This is a genomic window from Desulfonema magnum, from assembly GCF_017377395.1.
In the GTDB taxonomy this organism is placed as follows: Bacteria; Desulfobacterota; Desulfobacteria; order Desulfobacterales; family 4be13; genus Desulfonema_C; species Desulfonema_C magnum.
Genome location: NZ_CP061800.1, coordinates 5525244 through 5547255 on the forward strand (window position 1 = coordinate 5525244; position 22012 = coordinate 5547255).

The following is a 22012-nucleotide window of genomic DNA, read 5'->3' on the forward strand; positions in this document are numbered from 1 at the left end:
AGTTCTGAACCACAGATTAACACAGATTATCCGGATTCCGCTTAAATGTATCATCTGAGTAAATCCGTGATTCAAAAATCTTTAACATTTTAAATCAGGAGGTAAGTAAAAAAATGAAACCAAGAACAAAAAACCCGTTTAATCGGTTGGCAATCATCAGCGTTTGCATCATCGCCATGATCTTTTCGCCGCTTCTGGCTTCAGGCGAAGAAACCTATAAATTTGAGCGGCTGTGGCCCACGTTGCATCAGCCCTGGTATTTTGGCGACGTGGAAGGGATTTCAGTGGATAACGAAGGCTATGTTTATGTTGTGGACATGTACAGCCATTGTATTCGGAAATTTACACCTGACGGTCGCTTTGTGACCCAATGGGGAGGCTATGGCAAGGAAAATGGAAAATTTGACGCTCCGACTCAGGTAGCGATTGACAATGACAATAATTGTCTTTATGTCGTTGAAAAATATAACCATCGGGTTCAGAAATTTTCGTTGGATGGAAAATTTCTGGATGCATGGGGAAAATACGGAAGCGGAGAAGGAGAATTTTCGTTTCCTCAAAGAATCGCTGTGGGAAAGGATGGTTCGGTCTATGTGTCAGATTCGCGAAACTATCGGATTCAGAAATTTGATTCAGATGGAGAATTTCTGATCAGATGGGGCATAAAGGGGAACGGAGACGGTGAATTTTTGGCTCCCCGGGGAATCGCTATTGATAGTGAAGGGTCTGTCTATGTCGCAGATTCGGAAACCAATTGTATTCAGAAATTCACATCAGATGGTGAATTTGTATTCAAATGGGGAAATGAAAGCGAAGACGGTGAGGAATGTCTGCTCAACGCTCCCAACGGCATTGCCATTGATAAAGGGTTTGTCTATGTGGTCAATGAGGGAAATGGTACGGTTCAGAAGTTTCGGCTAGAGGAGAATTCTGCAACCTGTGTGGCAACAAAATGGGAAGGAGAATCCCAAATAAATTCTGTGAAAGCACGGATCGATGAACTGATTGAAGACTATTTGGAACTTATCAAAACATACAGAATGAATTTTCAGGCATTGAAAGACCTGGTAAACTATCTGCCTGCAAGCGTTGAGAATAGTGAATTTAAATCCCCCAGAGATATTGCCATAGATAATAACGGATTTGTCTATGTCGCAGATACGGGAAATCAGCGCATTCAGAAATTCGATTCACACGGAACCTTTATTTCCAAGTGGACCGGGATAAATAACAAAAAAGGAACATTCCAGTCTCCCCTTGGCATCGCGGTATATAAAACCGAGGATGACGAGTTCATCTATGTTGCAGATTCGGGAAATCATCGTATCCAGAAGTTCAGACGAAGTGACGGAAAACTTATTGATATCTGGGGAAAAGAAGGCGACGGTGAAGCAACAACTAAAGATGCCGCAGAATTTGAATTTCCTGCGGATATCGCTGTTGACAAATATGGAAATGTTTATGTCGCAGACACCTTAAACCACCGGATCCAGAAATTTGATCCTGACGGAAAGCCTTTAGGGGTGTGGGGTAAGCATGCCATCAACGAAAATAAAGAATTAGAACTTGGGCCGGATAATTTTTTAATACCTGTGGGAATTACTGTCCATGACGATTATGTCTATGTATCGGATTTGGGAACCAACCGAATCCATAAATTTCACATAAACAAAAGCCCGGCAGAAGGTACGGTGTGGAAGGCTCAGTCACCTGTCAGAGTGGCTGTTGACAAAAATGAAAATGTCTATTCGGTAAACCAGGACTGTAATTGTGTTCAGAAGTTCTCACCTGACGGAACACGTTTCAAAGACTGGAAAATCGAACTTGCCAAAGAATCCGAAACTACGGGGCCGGCTGTTGAATATTCAGGATTGACAATTCAGTATGAGCCATCAGATGACCCGGCCATGCCAGGCAAGGAGTATCTTTATGTCTCGACAGGTGAGTATAATTACCGTATCTGGAAATTTCTGTTAGAGGATGACAAAGCCACCTTTGTCACCCAAATCAGCGAGCCGGGCCACGAGATCGGACAAGTGACATTTCCCGGAGGAATTGATGTTGATGAAAACGGGAGAATATATGTCGCTGATACCGGAAACCATCGGGTTCAGATATTCAGAAAGGGCCAGGACGCTGATAAAAAAATGAAGGCGATTATTGTAGCTGGCCGAAAATCCGAAAGCTCTGAAAGCTCTGAAAGCTCCGAAAGCTCCGAAAGCTCCGAAAACTCTGAAAGCTCTGATGACAAACTGTGGAAACACGGGATAACTCAGGGAGCCGCCAACTTCACATACCGAGCTTTAATTTATCAGGGATTCACCCCTGAGACGATCTATTATCTGAGTTCAGATACTGACCTTGATTTAACAGGTAATGGTGAAGCAGATGTAGATGCCCCTGCTACAAAAGCCGATCTGAGAAATATTATTCTCTCCGAAGAATTGGCAGAAGGTGTAACTGATGTGGTCTTGTATCTTGTGGATCACGGCGGAAAAGGTACGTTCCACATAAACGAAAATGAGACGTTGACCGTATCTGATGAACCAGATGAGTTGGATAACTGGCTCAATGAGCTTCAAAATAAAATTTCAGGTAAAATTATAGTGGTTTATGAAGCTTGCCATTCTGGGAGTTTTTTGCCTTATCTGAAGCCGTCAGCAGATAAAGAGAGAATTGTCATCACCAGTGCCTCTGCTGAAGAATCAGCAAAATTTTTTACAGATGGCTCAGTGTCTTTCTCAAGTTACTTCTGGACGGAAATTTTTAACGGAGTAAACCTTGCAGATGCTTTTGTTACAGCTCAAACAGCCACAGTTCATACAATACAAGACCAGCATGCGCTTATAGATGATAATGGCAACGGAGTCTATGAAGAGGATGAGGATGGCAAACTTGCCCGGAACATTTATATTGGTAACGGCACAACTGTCTCAGGAGAAGCTCCTGTTATAGCGAATGTATCACCGGATCAGACCCTGACCGGAGGAACTGCAAAGGCTTCTATATATGCCGAAGGTGTAAGTGACCCAGATGGTGATGAAGTTGCCCGTGTATGGGCAGTTATCAGGCCGCCAAAATATGATTTCTCAAAAGATGAATATGGCATTGATTTGCCTTATATTGATCTTAAATATAGGGGAGATAACCGCTATGAAGAATATTACGAAGAAGAAAAGTATTATAAATTTGATGTGCCTGGCACATATCTGATCTCGGTATATGCCAAGGACGCTGCCGGAAATACATCATCACCTCCGAAGCTGATCAAAGTTACAGTTGAAGATACGTCAAGGCGAAAAGTAATTCTTGTTGTCGGTGATTATTCCTTATATGTAACCAGAGGGGTGCTGACAGAACTTGGACAAATTGCTTACAATGCACTGCGAAACCAGGGATATGATGACAATGATATTTATTTTCTGAGTCCTGAGTTATCTTCGGGTGTATATGGTACTCCGAGTTTTGAGAGTTTGGACTATGCCGTCAATACCTGGGCAGCCGATGCTCGGGATGTGGTTTTGTATATGGTCGGAGAGAGCAAAATCAGAGATGATGATGGCAGGGACTTTCGTATCAATGATACAGAAACAATTTCAGCAGAAATGCTGGATGAGTGGCTGGATAGCCTGCAAGCCGATAAGATTCCCGGAAAAGTTACAGTTATCTATGATTCCTGCAATTCTGAAAATTTTCTTTCTTTGCTTTCTCCGCCGAACGAGAAGGAACGTATCCTGGTTGGCAGCTCTGGCAAAAATCAGCCAGCATATTTTGTCTCCGATGGTGGCCTCTCTTTTTCCAAGTATTTTTGGAGAAGTGTATCTGACGGTGAAAATATTAATGAGGCTTTCATTGCCGCCAAAAAATTCATTGAACTTATAGATGAACAGAATAATGCTCAGATAAACGATAAGAACCTTGCGGCCAATTATTTTATTGGTGCCGGAATAATACGGGCTGACAGCAAAAGGCTGATCAAATCTGTAGCACCGAATCAGACATTAAGCGATGATGGAACGCCGACGATTATATGGGCAAAGAACGCCATAGCAAGAAAAAATATTGCCAAAATATGGGCGGTAATCAGCCCCGGTAGTGATGACCATGATGGAGTGTGCTGCATTACGACACTGGACAAGAGAGAGCTTAAATATGATCCAACGGATAAAAGATATAAATGTGAAGTAATTTATGAAGATTTTCCCGATGAGGGTGAGGGCGAATATGTCATTGCCATCTACGCCGAAGATAAAGATAAAAATATCTCTGATCCCTTAATCACAAAGGTCTGCAAGGGAAATTGCTGGGACAGACCGGATGACCGGGATAAAGACGGTGTGCCAGATGAAAGAGATGCTTTCCCTAAAGATCCGACAGAGCAATACGACTCAGACAAAGACGGCATCGGGGATAACAAAGACCCGGATGATGATAACGATGGGATTCCTGATATATGGGAGGAGTTTTTCGGCACAAATCCCATTAAGGCTGAAACGGATGACAGTACGCTTTTGGAATACAATACAGGAAATCCCCCTGACGTGTCCTGGAAAACCCTAAACGGTCATGTTTCAGGAGAAGCCGAGGATTTCTATATAATTTCAGGTTATATTCTTAACTCGGAAGATAAAGGCGTTCCGGGTGTTGTTATAGAAGGCGGCCCCGGTCATGCTCAGACAGATGAATACGGCTTTTACAGCATTGAAGTTCCCTCTGACTGGACAGGAGGAACACTGATCCCTGCCAAATTCGAGCATGTTTTTATTCCGTCGGAGTGGACATACAAAGGCATAAAAAAACACGTTTGCGCTCAGGATTATCTGGCGGTTCCCCTGGAAGAAATAAGCCAGGACAACATCAATCTGATGATTGAAGATGCCAGAAGCAGCGGAACTCTGATTGAATCGTTTCAGAGCGGAGACTGGAATGAGGAGACAACCTGGAATCCTAACCGAATTCCCACAAAAGCGGATACAGTTCTGATCAACTCCGGTCATACAATAAACTTCAAGCTGGCTGATGTGAGAACCCGGGATGAGGACCCGGAATATTCCTGCGGCTCCGATGGCAGTAAAATCAACGAGGGGAACAAAATAAAAGGATTATATATCTCTGAGGGGGCCGTATTAACAAGCAGCGACCCGGGAACAGATATAAAGCTGTCAGCAACCGATTTTATCTATAATAACGGAGAAATCAGCGGAGCAGATGCGCCGGACACAATAGAAGAGGTGCCCCCTGTTCCTGACGAATGCGAAACGGGGTCTGATGATTTGGAAAAGTCCGATGATTCAGGGTCCCGCTTTGATGATCCTTTCGATGTGGCAGCTTCTGACGATTATGAACCGGATGTGTCTGAGGAAACCCCTGTTCTGCCGGGCGGAAATGTCATCCTGAATGCCGGAAATATCTTCTATAATGATGCTGACGGAACGATTCAGGGAGGTCAGGGAGGTTATCATTTTGCTGAATTTGCTGTGGGAGGAGACGGCGGCAGTGTTGAAATATACGGCGACATGATTGTCAATGACGGGACTGTCGGCCCTGACTGCGAATCAGACACTGACGGCGGACACGGCGGTTCTGCAAAAACACCTTCCGGTCCCTGCACTGCCTGTTACGATGCCTTTGGCGGAAATGGCGGAGATACGATTCTTCTGGCGGACAGCACTGTAATCAACAGAACAAAAGGGCATATTTCCTCAGGAAAAGGCGGAAAAGCATTTTACGGGCATTGCAACGGATATGGCGGAAAAGGCGGAGAGCTTATTTTTTCCGCGCCGGTTACGATTCAGGGCGGGACAATGGAAAGCTGCGGAAGGGGCGGTTCTCTGTCTTGCGATCCAAGCACGGTTGACGTGAGCGGAAAAACGATCTCTGAAAAGCTTCTTATCGCTGGCGGCAATAACTGGATACTCAATCTCCGGGATATCAGTCCGGATTCCCTGTCTGATTCTGACAAGATTATACTTGCCGTAGGAAAATCCGGAATACTGGATCTGAGAGGGCTTCCCAGGAATGCAATCAATGCGGAACATATAGAAATTTACGCGGATAATATTCTGAAAGATGACTGCGTGAATATATCAGATATTTTTAATGCAAAGGATATCAAACTTAACGGCTCCAAAATTTTCTATGATTTTGCCATAAGAATGCCCATAAGGCATGTGGAGGGAACAGCAGATGAGTTTGTTTTTATACCTTTCATTCTGCTGAACAACAGCCCTGAAAGAGATACTTATGATATAGAAATGAGAGACTCTGAAGGGAATTATTTGGATGTCTTAGAAGACTATCACGATAGCACCGTTGAATCCCTTGACAGAAAAGTGGTATGCCTGAAAGTTCGGCTGCCTGACACACAAGGCAAATCCGAAAATTTTATCCTTGAAGTAACATCAAAAGGAGATCCTTCGAAACGAGTTTACGCAAGCGTGAGAGGAACCTCGTCGGAACCGCTTATCGGAGATCAGGATGAAGATGATGACGGTCTTTCCGATTTTCAGGAGCAAAATGTTCATCATACGGACCCGGAAAATCCGGATACCGACGACGACGGCATGACTGATGGCTGGGAGGTGCATCACGGACTGAATCCCGGAAAAACGGATGGTCCGCCGGAAGATTCTGATGATTCATCCGAAGATCCCGACGGAGACGGATTTACTAACCTTGAGGAATTTGAAGGAGCGAGCGATCCGAATAATGAGGAATCAACGCCCAAATATATCGAAGGCGAATTTCCCAAAGACTCGGATCATGACGGTTTACCTGATGTTGTAGAAGGAAAATATGGAACCGATCCGGAAAACCCGGATACCGACGGCGACGGTATGCCAGACGGTTGGGAGGTTTCTCATGGACTGAATCCCGCAAAACTGGGATATGTACCTGACGATTCTGATGACGCATTCGAAGACCGTGACGGAGACGACATCAGCAATATTGAGGAATATGAGAAATGGAGAGAATTCAGAGAATGCACTGATTCGGACGAGTTACCTTTCACGGAGGACAGCGATGAGGACGGCATAAGAGACTGTTGGGAAGTGCATTATGATCTGGATTCTTCTGCGGATGATTCATCCGAAGACCCGGACGGCGACGGATTTACCAACTTTGAGGAGTTCGAGGCCGGAAGTAATCCCAATGATAAAAGATTTGTGCCTGAGTCTGAAGATTCTGACCAAGATGGTCTGCCCGATATTTCGGAGGAAAAATATGAGACCGATCCTGCAAATACGGATACTGACGACGACGGCATACCGGACGGGTGGGAGGTGTATCACGGACTGGATCCGCTGGTGAAGAATGATCCTTCCGAGCTTGAGGAATACGAGGCATGGAAAAATTTCGGAGAGTGTATTACTTCTCAGGAAGCGGAATTCACCGAAGACAGTGATGATAATGGGATAAGAGATTGTTGGGAGGAGCATTATTCTACAGATGACGCATTCCAGGACCCGGACGAGGACGGATTTACCAACCTTGATGAGTTTAAAGCTGAGACGGATCCTAATGATAAAAATTCCAATCCCCGAACCAAAGACACTGATAACGATGATTTGCCGGATATTTTCGAAGCAAAAATCGGAACTGACCCGGCAGATTCGGATACCGACAGGGATGGCATGAACGACGGATGGGAGGTTTATTACCGTCTGAATCCCTTCTTCAATGACTCGCCAGATGACCCGGACGGGGACGGATTTACCAACCTTGAGGAATACAATATCTGGAAAGAATTCAGAGGCTGCTCGAATCCCGGGGACAGACAATCCGTACCTAACCTGACGTTTAAGTCGGGAGTATTCACAGTGGAAGAAGATGGTATCGTGGAAATTGACTGGCTTTACGACGGCGGAGCGTTTCAGGGGGAATTCGGCATCTTCAGCCTTTCAGGAATGGAATCGCTTACAAAATATGATTTTATATTGGAAGCCATTGACAGAGTCATGTCTCATACATGCACGGGGACGCCCACTGAATTGGAAATTGAAGGCTGTATTGTTTTTTCAGATCCCAAAGAAGGTGCCCGGTTCAGAGGCATACTCGAAGATGAAGGCACAGAATGGAACAACGGCTCCTACAACGGAACAAAGCGTATCCGGCTGGGTCCGGGAAAACGCTTTGCAACGGTCCTGATTCCCAATTCCACATTTGAAAAGCTGGCTGAAAACCCTTTTACGGATGATATAAATATACGCCCCCTGTTTTCACTAATCTCCCCAAATGCAGATTACGGTATGCACCTGGGCCAGATGGCGGATATCAGCGAAAAGGAAGCGGATATCAGTAAAAAGGGAAACGCGTTTGCGTATGAGGATATTGATCTGAATGATCCGGAAAGCGATGAAGATTATAACGATCTTATCGTTCAGATTACCGGTGCCGCGCAAATAAACCCTGTTCCATCGTTAGATTCGCTGGTAAGCACGGATGATTCCGGTAAACGTAGCAGAAAAAAGCGAGATGACAGGAATGATGATGACTGGTTTGACTGGCGAACGGAAACAGAACTGGGCAGACTGATTATGGAACATATTGGGATGCCGCTCCCGCAGCCCGGAGACCAAAGCATATCCATAGAAATTGACGGGGGTGCGGATCTGCTGCTGTATGATGCCGAGGGCAGAGTCATCGGCAAAGAAGGCGGATACATACCGGGAACCAGCTTTGAAATTGATAAGGACGGTCGTCAAATCATTTCTCTGCCCAGGTTGGAACAGGGAGAATATGACTATCGTATTGTTCTCCATGGCAGAGAAGACGCCGTCCGCCAAGTGACGGTGAAACCTGAGGGGGCCTGCGAAGCCTGGTCAGAAATAGCAGATGTCGAAGTGGAAGCCCATCAGGTTTTTAAGTCCGATATATCGGTGTCCTTATCTGGTGATGATCTGACCATTGATCTCGGAGAACCGATTTCTCTGTTTTATGATTTTGACGGTGACGGGGACTTTGATGACGATGACACTGAAAAAATTTCTTTGATGTGGAACACCTGCCGAGATAATCAGGACTATCAGGACTATGATGCGTTCTATGACTTTGACGACGACGGCTGCATCACGGTCATCGACATTATGGCGGCTGTAAACAACAAAATTATTCAGTAATTCAGATGTTGTGAATGCAAGCCTGAATATCTCAGAATTACAGAAATTCATTGAATAAACCCAAGTCCCCGGACAATCGTTTTTCGATATTCAAAGACTTCCGAAGTTTCAAAAACTTCGGAAGTCCGAATGTCCGGCAGATCAGCTTATTTTTACTTTGTCACATTATTTTTTTGGCTAGTCCTTCATCCGTGGAGATGGCCCCTGAACCACGGATTATCACAGATTTTTCGGATTTCACTGATTAAAAAATCCGTGCAATCCGTGTTATCCGTATAATCCGTGGTTCAGAACCCCTGCAAAATGCCTGAACTGCTGATTATCCTTTTTTCGGATTTCACTGATTAAAAAATCCGTGCAATCCGTGTTATCCGTATAATCCGTGGTTCAGAACCCCAACAAAAGGCTTGAACCATTAATCACCATCACTCGCCGTATGGGTCAGTGATAAGCAGGGGCCCCGTATGGAAGCGATTCGCCCTGCTTCTTCAGAAGAAAAAGATGGATGTATTTCATATCCAAATTTTTTACTGAAACCTCTCCGTATTCACTTTCTATTTCTCTGAAAAGACGCTCCAGGGTCTGCCCTGCTGCCTGACTGATATCATAAATATCCGTGCCGGTTTTGTCTGACAGCCAGTTCAGAAGAGATTCTTTCATGGATCGTTTTATTTTACGGGGATTATCTTCCTGGGTCCACAATGCGTTAAACAAGTTGTTGAATATATCGGGATCAATAGGGAGAAGTTCTTCTGATAATCCGAGATAATGCCTGGCCCAGACCGTCAGAATAAGACTTTTATGAGTAACCACGCCCGTTCTCACCTGCTCTCTCGGAAACGACAGCGTATTTATTTTTGTAAGAGAAAGGAGATGATCAAACGCTATGATATCATTTAATACGCGCTCAGTAACGTTAATATCATCCAATGAGTTAAATTCCCTATAGATGACACCTGTTTTATAGTTATCAAAAAACATGGGTTTTTTGATCAGAAGGCCCCCGAGGAACCCGAGCCATTCTTCACCCCAGAAGCTTAAAGGCAGCCCCTGTTTTTGGAACCAGCTCTGTTTTCGCCACTTTTCAGCCCGCCACTTCAGCTCAAGGGCAAGTCCGTGACCCACTCTGAAAATTTCGGAAAGCGGAAATTTTTGTATTAATGCGGCTGTGCGATTTACACGGTGAGGTGTTTGTTTTTCTGTCAGACGCTCAAGGCCGATACTGACATACCCGCAAACTTTTCTTACAATATGTCTTAATTCCTCCCGCTCCCTGATTTTTTTTTGGTCGGCCGAGATCACCTGATTACACAGACCTGCAAATTCTCCCTGAAGCTGATGTAAAATAGCTTCTGTCCTGATCACCTGCAAAGCATGGGTAAACAGATTATCCTCTTTCAGCATGGCCACAGCATAGAACGGAACAGGCGGCAGAACTGAATTTCCTTGTTCTGAAACTGAAAAGCCAAGTCTTTTCAGCGAGTGTGGTTTTCCAAAAGCCTCTGGTTTTAAAGGCTGATAAATGCCAATGGCTTCATCAAAAGGCATAAATCCTTTTTCAGCCAAACGGACATTTCTCAGACGATAGGCTTCCTCCTCGGATTCAGCAGAAAGCACTGTTGAAAATTCAAGCAGAACATTCTGATAGGTGACATGATCATATGTGGCAAGATGATGTAAAAATTCTGACAAAAACGCGTCACGCAGTTCTTTGTCTTCTATTTCATAATCATAAGGATTGTCAATTAATTTTAAATAAAATACATCATCAAACGTAAAAAAACCGTCGCCAAAATCAGACGGATCCTGATCATGTTCTCTGACAATCACTTCGATGTTTTTAAACATATAGAATTCCACAAATTCGATTTTCTCTTCCAAAAACCATTTTACCAGGCGCTTCGGATCTGCCTTGATCAGCAGATCAAACCACTTTGTAACGGAATTCATTGAAATTCTGTCTCTTTCCCACACCTCGATATCAACAATGTATTCCCATTGTCTGGCAGATGCCAGGGATAATAACTCCACGGAATCCCCGACGCCGATGTCGTGTATCAGAAAATAAAAATCTTCTTCCGGGAAGGAATGGACAAGGGCATGAGGCTGCGGATGTTCTAAAATTTCATCCAGGGCCTTTTCCGCGGGCAGCGACAGGATTTCTTTTCTTTTTATATGCAGTTCTTGAATGGCTCGTTCTACGGAGAACGGCTGACGGTATTGTATTTCTTCGTTCATATTGTGTTTCTCCCCCGGCAATGCGCTGCCAGGCTGTTCTCTCTCTCCCCGGCAATGAACTGCCGGGCTGTTTTCAGTCGTCCCCAGGGGACTAAAAAGGTACGGCCGGCAAGCACGCCCAAACCCGACGCCTGAAGTTTCTTATTTTTTCCATGTGACAAATATTGCTATTCCCATCAGAACAGCGGCAAAGATCAGCAGCCCGCCTGAAAGAAAATCCAGAAACATGAGATTTCCCACCCCGAAGCAGAAGCAATAGACCGTGGCTGCTCCCAAGACCCAGTGAATGCAGCACCGTTTTATATGAGGATTCCATTCGAGATCAGGATAATTCTCGTGTACAGGCCCCCAGAAGGTCGGAAACGGTTTCACTTTTGCGCAAAAATTTCTCAGGTGTTCTTCGGATGTGGGCTTTGTGAGAAAGCAGACAACAAGCCATGAAACCGTACACACGGCCATCACAATCAGGAACCGGTACTGCCACTCCAAATGAGGGATATCGTCCCAGTATCCCACTGCCTTTCCGAACTTGGGAGACAGCATGGTGCTGCCGATGCCGGACGCGGCAAGGGCGGCAATTTCAGCCCACGCGTTGACCCGCCACCAGAACCATCTCACCACGATCACAATCCCGTAACCCGCGGTAAGCATGGACATATAATACCACGCGTCACTGACAGAATCAAGATTATACGCAATAATTACCGCAAGTATCAGCATGAGAATCGTGCTGATCTGCGAGGCCCGGACATAATGCTTTTCAGAGGCTTCCTTCATAATAAACCGGCGGTAAATATCATTGACCATGTAAGACGCGCCAAAATTGATATGGGTGTCCACCGTTGACATGAACGCGGCCATGAGCGACGCGAGCATAAGTCCTAAAAAACCCGATGGCAGCAGTTTGACGATGAGCATGACATATCCGGCTTCGGGCATTTTTATGTCCGGATACAGCACCAGGGAAGCCAGTGAGACAAAAATCATGGGCCAGTAGTTGAACCCGAATGCGATCACCGCAAACATGATGGTGGAAAAAGACGCATGCCTTTCATCTTTTGCGGAGATAATCCGCTGGGTGATGGCCGGCGGCGGATTTCCCCACCATTTCAGACTGATAAACACAATGAAAGTCACGAAAAAAGGGCTTCCCGTACTCGGGAAAAAGGAGAGACGCTCCTCAGCCGATGCCGCGCCGTATCTCTCTGTAATCCCGGCAATCAGATTTTCCATTCCGCCGATGTGATTCCAGACAAACACAGCCAGAACAATTGATCCTGCCGAGCCAATGATGAACTGTAAAAAATCAGTCGCGGCAATCCCCCAAAGCCCTGACATGGCAGTATAAATCAGTGTGAAAAGAAGAATTGCAAACAAAAGCAGGTCCGGATCAAATCCGGGAACCACCACCTCGGAAACGGTCCAGACCGCCTTGATGATCCAGCCGAGGGTAATGGCATTTGCAAAAATACCAAAATAAACGCCTTTGAATCCCCTGAGAAAGGCAGCCGGTTTTCCGTCATAACGCAGTTCTATGAGTTCCGCGGTGGTGATAATCTGTGAGCGGCGCAAAAGCGGGGCGAATATGAACGCGCCCAGCGCACCGGCACCGCCAAGCACAAATGACCATGCATACCATACCCCGGGAATGCCGTCTTTTGCCACAAGTCCGGTGATTCCCAGAGGGGTGTCAATGGCAAAAGCGGATGCAACCATGGACATGCCCGCAAGCCACCACGGCAGAACCCGTCCTGAAACAAAATATTCGTCAACGCTTTTTAACGCTCGTTTTGAAAAATAGATGCCCACCGTGATACTGAAGATCAGGTAGGCGATAATGATAATCCAGTCTAATATTGGAAGTTCCATGAACTATTCGAATAAATTTTTTTCTGATTATAACGGATTTAGGGGAGGCCGGGAAAGCCCCGCGGGGGCGGCATGTTTGCATGCTACAAATATACCACCCCCTACGGGGCTTGGCGGGAGCTGCTACAAATATGCCGCCCCTACGGGGCTTGGCGGTGGGGCTGCAAACCTGTTGCTACAAATATGCCGCCCCTACGGGGCTTGGTCGGCCTCCCCTAAATCCGTTATAATCAGATTTTTTTTTAACTCGATGCTCAGGTTCTTTTTGTCATTCCTGCTTTCTCAGGCTTCAGCGTGAGTTCAGACTTCGACAAACTCAGTCGGGCCGTCGGACGGAATGACAGGCTGTCCGGCAGGATCGGATCAAAAAACCTGATTATCGGGTTTAAAATGGTTATTACTCCTCCTTCGGTTAATCAGAAGAGAGTTTTATTGATTTAATTTTCCTACGAATTCTGACTGAATAACATGATTGGATGAAAATTTCAACACCTGCCTTTAAAAAAAACTGATGATTTTGTTTTTCCGGCCAAGGTCAGATTTTCTCCTTGAATCGTTCCTTCAGGGCCGCGTCAAGCATCTCCGGACTCAGAACCCTGTTCATTCCTGCCAAAATACGCAGCGCAGCCAATGCCCGGTCTGTTTTTTTTATTCGCTTTCCCTTGAAATCAGCCTGAACAATTTTTGCCCGCGTAAAAGGGATTTCCACATCAGATGCCTGAATGACAAGTGTTTTATGATCAAGGTTCCCGAACAGATCTTCCCGGCGGGCCACACCTTCGGGGGCAAGCACGATGACGGCCGCAGGGCTGGTGATGCCGGTGTAGTCAATCTTTTCAGGTGAAAGAATGATTTCGCTGACCGAAGGCCCGGTTAACACAGTGACATTGTAGTCATTTTTCTGGGTGACATTCAGACCCGCGCTAAGTCCGGCTATGCCAAGAATCTCACCAGCTGTCAGGATCCGCTGACCCGCGGAACCAAGAAGGATCACTTCCTGACGCCCGGGCTGAGGGGGTCTGAACCGAGCTTCAATGCCTTCAGGTAAATTCACTGGCTCCTGAGAGGCCGCGTGTTCCCGGTAAACGCTGCTATATTCGGGACGGATGTTTTCCGGAACCGGCCCGTTTAAAGGGGACAATTGTTTCAGATTCTCATCAATCTGCTTTGGTGTAAGTTTGTTTTGTTTCAGATATCGTCCCGGGCATATTCCCTGGATATCAATAATGCTGAATCCTTTAAAACGTATGGCCTGTTCCATGAGCGCGGGGAGGTCTTTCTGATACGCTGACGCACGAGCCGCAAATGACGCGCCCGCAGCCACGGCAACTTTCCCCACGTCCACAGGCTTCTCCATCATGCCGAGAAAACCCGATCCCCCGGAGCTATGACACGGCGTGGTTGGCGAGAACTGGCCTCCGGTCATGCCAAAGTTAAAATTGTTAAGGATGAGGAGTGTCAGATTCAGATTTCTCCGACAGGCCGCAAGCAGATGCGCTCCGCCAATGCCCAGCCCTCCGTCACCCATTGTCACGACAATATTCAGCTCAGGCCGTGCCATCTTTAAACCCGCGGCATAGGTCAGCGCTCTTCCGTGAAGTCCGTGCAGCGCGTGGGTGTTAAAAAAGGTGTCAAAAAGCCCGGAGCATCCGATATCACTGACAATGGCAATCTGGTTGCCCTGAAGTCCCATATGTTCAAACGCTTTGTCCAGGGCATGGAGAATTCGCTCATGTGAGCATCCGGGACAGAACACCGGGGGACGATTTTTATTGAGCAAACTTGTCATTCAGCACCTCCTTTATCCGATCCGGCGTGATGAGCCGGCCATCCATCTGACCTAAGAATTCGATGTGCTTATGTTTCAGGATTCGTTCAATTTCTCTGACATACTGGCCCAGGTTCATCTCAGGCACAAGGATGTTCGTGACCTGTTCTGTTTTCTGACGAATGAAATTCTCAGGAACAGGCCAGAGGGTTTTTAAAATCAGGAGGGAAACAGGTTTTCCTTCGGCTTTCAGTGTGTTGCATACTGCCTTTGCTGCCCTTGCGGTAACACCGTAACAAAGAATCATGGTCTCGGCTTTTGGTTCGATAACAGCTTCTGCAAAGGTGAACTTGTCAACGTCAGCTTCGATTTTCTGCTTCATCCGTTCCAGCATGGCAGCAATTTCATTGGGATCAGTTGTGATATAACCCGGTGCTCCGTGGGTGGAGGAGGTTTGGCGGACAATATGGTTTCCGCCGATGGGCAGGAATCCGGGAACATTCTTTCCAGGTAAAGATTTGAAAGGAAGAAAGGGGTCATTGCCGGACGGAGGGGAACGGTCGATCCGCTTCGGCCATCTGAGTGTTTTTAAATCAATGCTTTCTCTGGTGAGTCCGATTTCTTTGTTGGATGCCAGAATGACCGGGCACCGATAGGCCTCAGCCAAATTAAAGGCCTCCGCCGTGAGCGTAAAGCAATCCGCAATATCCACCGGAGCGAGGACAATCAGAGGCATGCCCCCGGAATTTCCCCACCGCATGAACTGAATATCACCGTCCGCACCTCGGGTGGCAGAACCGGTGGAGGGGCCTAATCGCTGTACTTCGGCAATAACCAGCGGTATCTCGGAGCCGATGGCAAAGGAGATTTGTTCGGAACAGAGACTCAGCCCCGGCCCGGATGTGGCGGTCATGGCTTTCAACCCTCCCATGGAAGCGCCGATACAGCAGCCCAGGGCTGAAATCTCATCTTCGGCCTGCAACACGGTTCCGCCGCATGGCGGTAAAATCCTGAGCATTGTGTTAAATATTGTTGTGGCGGGGCTAATGGGATAACCTGCGAAAAAACGGCATCCCGCGTGATACGCCCCCCAGGCCATGGCCTCATTTCCTTCAAGAAGACTAAGTTTCATCTCATGCTCCTTTCGCTTGTTACTTCTGCTGCACAGGGGACAGCGCGCGACATCATCTGCTGTCACCCTGTTCTGATGGGGTGAGTTTCGCTACGCGCCATTCACTTTGTAAAACTCAGAAGGCTTTTATAGTGTAACGGTATAAGACAAATAGGTCAATAGGGCGGAAACAGTATTTTGAGCGGCATGGGCTGATAAGGCGGTTTGTCATAAGGAGTGCAAAAATAGAGCGAAGCGGTTTTTTGCATCCTGCCGGAATTCTTATACGGTGCAAAAAACCGCTTCGCTCTATTTTTGCACTCCGGATAAAAAATTTTCGATCTGCTGGGTATTTGTGCAGGATGATGATGCAAAAAACCGCTTCGCTCTGTTTTTGCACTCCGGATAAAATTTCGATCTGCTATAGGATAATGCAAAAAACCGCTTCGCTCTGTTTTTGCACTCCGGATAAAATTTCGATCTGCTATAGGATAATGCAAAAAACCGCTTCGCTCTGTTTTTGCACTCCGGATAAAATTTCGATCTGCTATAGGATAATGCAAAAAACCGCTTCGCTCTGTTTTTGCACTCCGGATAAAATTTTTGATCTGACTATAGTGAAAAGGGCTTTTTACGGGAATATGATGAGACAGCGACGCAGGGGGAAACGAAGCAATGACACAGGGGGAAACGAAGCAATGACACAGGGAAATTGGGAGAATCAGAGGCCAAGGCTGTCAGATAGCTCCTGTGAGCTGCCTGAATTGCAGATGATGCGGTGCGCTGATTTTCAGCATCCGTTCCGGACGATCATGGGTTCCGGTCAGCGGTGGGATGCGCGTTGTTTTTTTGTTGATACCAATGTTACGAATGCTCACAAAGCGATATTCATACGCCTCTGGTCTGAGGAATTCTGACTGTTGCCAAAACGCCTGTCCGATGGCACGACAATAAGCAATAAAACACTGGGTTCCCTTTAACTGACAGATGATTTCTTCTTCTGAGTCACCTTTGCCTTTTTTCATCTCAATGCAGATAATCCAATTTCTTTTATCGGTGTTGGTTACCTGTATCTTCATGCAGTCACCTCCATAATGGTCATGGTGTCATTGTCGAAAATATTTTACCTTCCTTAACTCTGCACGGGGGAATAATCAGCGTCTTCCCAACTTGTAACCGGCATAAGCCAGTCAGGATAATGGCGGACACATATTAACACCGGAGGCTCTGTGAAAATTGGTCAGAAATCAGATGAATTTTACGGAAACTGGCAAGAAGGGACCACTTTTTCAGATGGCGACTACGGGCACCCAACAAAAAAAGGGATAACAGATATATGATGCGCATCTGTTAATCCCTATTATTGATATTCAAAGTGCCGAGGGACAGAATCGAACTGCCGACACGGGGATTTTCAGTCCCCTGCTCTACCGACTGAGCTACCTCGGCGCAGTCAAAGTGTGAATAAGCTTTTGTCAGAACTTTACTCAGTTGTCAAGCTTTTTTTTTAACGCAATTTAAATTTTGGAAAAAATTAATGTCAGAACCCGCTCAGTAATGATTTAAAAAGATTTAATTTCAGAATATTACAATTTTATCAATTTTTTTTATGGTCAGGGTCAGAATGCTTTTTTTATCCCATGTCGCCAAAAAGATATTGTAACAGGGCTGATGCTGCAATGGTGGCTGTTTCGGCTCTCAAAATACGGGGGCCCAGAGCAGCGGTGACAAACCCGCTGGCGAGTGCGCTTTCGATTTCCCGGGAAGTGAAGCCGCCCTCAGGCCCCAGCATAACAAAAATGGTATGATATTGTTTGTCATGTAACTGCGGAAACGCAAAATTCATGGTTTCATTTTCCCAGAAAACAATTTTTAAATCATATGCCTTTCCAATATGTAACAGTTCTTCAAAGGATAACACAGTATCTATGTCAGGAATATGGCTTCGTTTGCATTGCTTGACAGCCTCTCTTGCAATTTTTTTCCATCGTTCCATACGGCTGGCAAGACGTTTTTTGTCCGGTCTGGAAACCGACCGTTCTGCAATAAAGGGAATCCATTCTGTTATTCCAAGTTCTGTCAGGTGTCTGACAAGATTATCCATTTTTTTGTCTTTTAAAAACGCCTGGGCAACGGTGATTCGGACAGGTGACTCTGTTGCTGACGAAAGAAAACGAATCAGGGATACTTCAACTTTATTGGGAAACAGAGCTGTTATTTTAGCTTCATACTCCCCCCCTCACCGTCAAAAAGCAATATCTCATTCCCCGGTTTCAGGCGTAACACGTTTTTGATATGTTTTGCATCAGAACCGGTTATAATTGGTGAAGGGTTGGCAAGTTCTGATTTATCAATAAAAAAATGCCTCATAATATCTTTCACATATAACTAAAAATATCATTTGTAAATCTTTAATTTATATGATGCAAAATTTTTAGCAGATCAGAAATTTTCGATCTGCTGTATATATTAAGGATGACAAACGGTTGAATTATCCCCCTCCCAAAAAAGCAAATCTTGACACATTGCACACCTTATGATAGTTTTTCCAAATTAAGGGGCTTTGTCTGATAACAAATTAATAATATTGTGATTTTGGTTTTTTCAGACAGACTTCCCGCTATAATATCGAATGATCAGAAAGTTACTTCTGATCAAAAAATTGCCCGGATGAATCAGAAAACTGTCTTTTTGCAGGCAAGACAATTTTCTATACCAGAAAAAATTTCAGATCAGCGTATCTGAGTACTAAATTATCATCAGCAAATCAAAAAAGACCGAACCGGCATTGCGACCTCATGTAGCCTCGTTCTTCTATCTTTGGCTTGGGAACGCGCTTGTGTGCAAAGTTCCGGCTCTGTATGCTTCAGGAATTTTGCGAACCCCGGATTTTATGAAGGAAGCTGAAGTGTTTCGGCTTCTGACCATGTTAAAAACAAATTGTTTTTTTGAATATTATGTAAAAAAATGGGGGATTTGATATGAGAAATAAAAATGAACCCAGTCAGATAACAAAAGAGATATCGCCTCTGACAGAGGATGAAGACAGAATCAGACTTACAGACACCGATGACAAGTCTCTCACGAGTGATGAAAAATCTGTTAATTTGAATACAGAAATAAGCGTGTCAGAAAACCTTGAGGAAATTATTTTGCTTGATAATATTATCGCTGAAGATCTTATGGATGATGAAAAGGTTGTTGATCTGGATGCTGAAAACATAGGCGTTCCCCCCCCAGTCCCTGAAGAGACTATTCTGCTTGATGATATTATCGCTGAAGACCTCATGGATGATGATGAGATCATTGATTTGGATGTCGAAGATATAAGTGCTTTGCCGAACCATGAAGAAGCTCTCTTACTTCAGGATGTTATTCCTAAGACAACAGAAGATGAGGATGCGGACGAGGATGAGGAAATTATTGATTTGGATGTGGGAGCTATCATCACTCGGCCTGGTGTCCAAGAACCAACTGCGTCTGAAGATATGGTCGCTAAGATCCTGCCTGAAAAAGAGGAATACCTCACTGAACCGGATACTGAAAGCATGAATGAGGAAATGATCTTGTTTCAGGATGTCCTAACTCAAATGCCCCCGGAAGATGAGGAAGCTGAGGAGATTGTTGATCTGGATGAGGAGACCGTCATTGCCCCTCCGGACATGGAAGAGATCATCATGCTTCAGGAGGCCCCGGAAGATGAGGAAGCTGAGAAGGTTATTGATCTGGATGAGGAGACCGTCATTGCCCCTCCGGACATGGAAGAGATCATCATGCTTCAGGAGGCCCCGGAAGATGAGGAAGCTGAGAAGGTTATTGATCTGGATGAGGAGACCGTCATTGCCCCGCCGGACATGGAAGAGACCGTCATGCTTCAGGATTCCCTGTCCGATATAGCTGAAGCGGGGGAAACTGCCGACTTTGACGAGGAAACCATCATGGCTCCGCCGGACATGGAGGAGACCGTCATGCTTCAGGAGGCCTCGTCTGACAGTTCAGACCCGGGCGGGTTTGCCGATTTTGACGAGGAGACCATCATGGCTCCGCCGGACATGGAGGAGACCGTCATGCTTCAGGAGGCCTCGTCTGACAGTTCAGACCCGGGCGGGTTTGCCGATTTTGACGAGGAAACCATCATGGCTCCGCCGGACATGGAGGAGACCGTCATGCTTCAGGAGGCCTCGTCTGACAGTTCAGACCCGGGCGGGTTTGCCGATTTTGACGAGGAAACCATCATGGCTCCGCCGGACATGGAGGAGACCGTCATGCTTCAGGAGGCCTCGTCTGACAGTTCAGACCCGGGCGGGTTTGCCGACTTTGACGAGGAAACCATCATGGCTCCGCCGGACATGGAGGAGACCGTCATGCTTCAGGGTTCCCTGTCCGACATAGCCGAACCGGGAGAAACTGCCGACTTTGACGAGGAAACCATCATGGCTCCGCCGGACATGGAGGAGACCGTCATGCTTCAGGGTTCCCTGTCCGACATAGCCGAACCGGGAGAAACTGCCGACTTTGACGAGGAAACCATCATGGCTCCGCCGGACATGGAGGAGACCGTCATGCTTCAGGAGGTCTCGTCTGACAGTTCAGACCCGGGCGGGTTTGCCGACTTTGACGAGGAGACCATCATGGCTCCGCCGGACATGGAGGAGACCGTCATGCTTCAGGAGGTCTCGTCTGACAGTTCAGACCCGGGCGGGTTTGCCGACTTTGACGAGGAGACCATCATGGCTCCGCCGGACATGGAGGAGACCGTCATGCTTCAGGGTTCCCTGTCCGACATGCCCGAATCGGAAGAATTTATTGATCTGGACGAGGAGACCATCATTGCCCCTTCCGATCTCAGAGAAGATGATGATATTATTGATCTTGTTGATGTTGTTGATAGCGATTCCATTTTAAAAGCTGAAGAAAGTCATAAGCCTGATATGGCTTCACTGAGAGACAATACTAAAACATATGGATTTGACGACACCAATGAAGCATTCCCTTTGTCAGAGAATAAAGAAACCTCTGATTTTGACGATGATGAGCCGTCAGCTTTACTGGCAGATGATGACATTGAGGACACTGACGATGATGCGCCGTCAGCTTTACTGACAGATGATGACATTGAGGACACTGACGATGATGCGCCGTCAGCTTTTCTGGCAGATGATGACATTGAAGACACTGACAAGGCTTCTCCTCCGGATATTGAAGGCATTTTTGATGATCTTTCCAATAAAACAAGATCAGCTTCATCAGAACATCATGCTGGTATAAAAGAATTTCCCTCTTTGGATATTGAAGACGTATTTGATTTGTCTTCCGATAAAACATTAACTTCACCAAATCACGACGCTGATATAAAAGAGCCTCCGTCTCTGGATATTGAAGATATCTTTGATTTGTCTTCTGATAATAAAACATCAGTTTCACCGGAAGAGGATAAAAAGGAAAAAGTTCCTGAAATTGTTGGTGACGAAGAACTCATGGAATTTACTGATTTTTTAGACGATGAATCAGATAGTTATGAGCAACCGGGAAAAGATTTGCTTGATCTCTCGGAGTCGGATGCGGATCAGAAAACAAACAGTTTGGAAAAATTATTTGGTCCCGATTCTCAGAAAGAAAAGCCTTTGAACAAATTTGATAATATTTTTTCGAAACCTGTTTCCGACAAAAATGGAAAACAAGGATTCGTCCCCTTGGAAGACGAATTATCCCAGATTCCTTCCGAACAGTTGGAGGCGGTTTTGGAGCATGTAATAAAAAAGGTGTTTTCAGAAAAAGTGTTTTCAGAAAAAATTGAAGCAAAACTTATTGATGTGATTGAAAAAGCAGTTGCAAAAGAAATTGAACAGTTAAAAGATGACTGGTTCATCGAAGATGTGGTGGATGACGAATAATTAATTTGAGGAG

The 22012-nt window shown here is 45.8% G+C and carries 8 protein-coding genes, 1 tRNA gene and 1 pseudogene; 2 read left to right on the forward strand and 8 right to left on the reverse strand.

What is annotated here, in order from left to right; all coding sequences use genetic code 11:
* Positions 1-113 precede the first annotated feature (113 nt).
* Complete coding sequence (locus dnm_RS21120; protein ID WP_207678879.1) at positions 114-9119, forward strand: DUF4114 domain-containing protein; 9006 nt, start codon at positions 114-116, stop codon at positions 9117-9119.
* A gap of 441 nt (positions 9120-9560) precedes the next feature.
* On the opposite strand, the gene dnm_RS21125 is transcribed toward dnm_RS21120, so the two are convergent.
* The 8 genes and pseudogenes from dnm_RS21125 to dnm_RS31675 all read right to left on the reverse strand — a co-directional run bounded on the left by dnm_RS21125 (position 9561) and on the right by dnm_RS31675 (position 18475).
* Positions 9561-11357, reverse strand: a complete 1797-nt coding sequence (locus dnm_RS21125) for a DUF6178 family protein (protein ID WP_207678880.1) — start codon at positions 11355-11357, stop codon at positions 9561-9563.
* Positions 11358-11498: 141 nt separating this feature from the next.
* A complete protein-coding gene (locus dnm_RS21130; RefSeq protein WP_207678881.1) occupies positions 11499-13226 on the reverse strand; it encodes a sodium:solute symporter family protein in 1728 nt (575 codons plus the stop codon).
* A gap of 535 nt (positions 13227-13761) precedes the next feature.
* Complete coding sequence (locus dnm_RS21135; protein ID WP_207678882.1) at positions 13762-15015, reverse strand: thiamine pyrophosphate-dependent enzyme; 1254 nt, start codon at positions 15013-15015, stop codon at positions 13762-13764.
* Positions 14996-16126 carry a pyruvate flavodoxin/ferredoxin oxidoreductase gene (locus dnm_RS21140; protein ID WP_207678883.1) on the reverse strand — a complete coding sequence of 377 codons (1131 nt, stop codon included), beginning with the start codon at positions 16124-16126 and terminating at the stop codon, positions 14996-14998. The genes dnm_RS21135 and dnm_RS21140 overlap by 20 nt, the downstream gene beginning before the upstream one ends.
* Positions 16127-16842: 716 nt before the next feature.
* Positions 16843-17184, reverse strand: a complete 342-nt coding sequence (locus tag dnm_RS21145) for a hypothetical protein (RefSeq protein ID WP_207678884.1) — start codon at positions 17182-17184, stop codon at positions 16843-16845.
* Positions 17185-17481: 297 nt separating this feature from the next.
* A tRNA-Phe gene (locus dnm_RS21150) sits at positions 17482-17554 on the reverse strand.
* 184 nt (positions 17555-17738) lie between these two features.
* Positions 17739-18329 (reverse strand): annotated as a pseudogene (locus dnm_RS21155) (RsmE family RNA methyltransferase); the annotation flags it as partial.
* Entirely contained in the window at positions 18320-18475 is a 156-nt protein-coding gene (locus dnm_RS31675) for an RNA methyltransferase PUA domain-containing protein (RefSeq protein ID WP_353740327.1), read from the reverse strand. The gene dnm_RS31675 and the pseudogene dnm_RS21155, both read right to left, overlap by 10 nt.
* A gap of 611 nt (positions 18476-19086) precedes the next feature.
* Between dnm_RS31675 and dnm_RS21160 the strand changes: the two genes are divergently transcribed.
* Positions 19087-21999: a hypothetical protein gene (locus dnm_RS21160; RefSeq protein ID WP_207678885.1), complete on the forward strand. Its 2913-nt coding sequence runs from the start codon at positions 19087-19089 to the stop codon at positions 21997-21999.
* Positions 22000-22012: the final 13 nt, after the last annotated feature.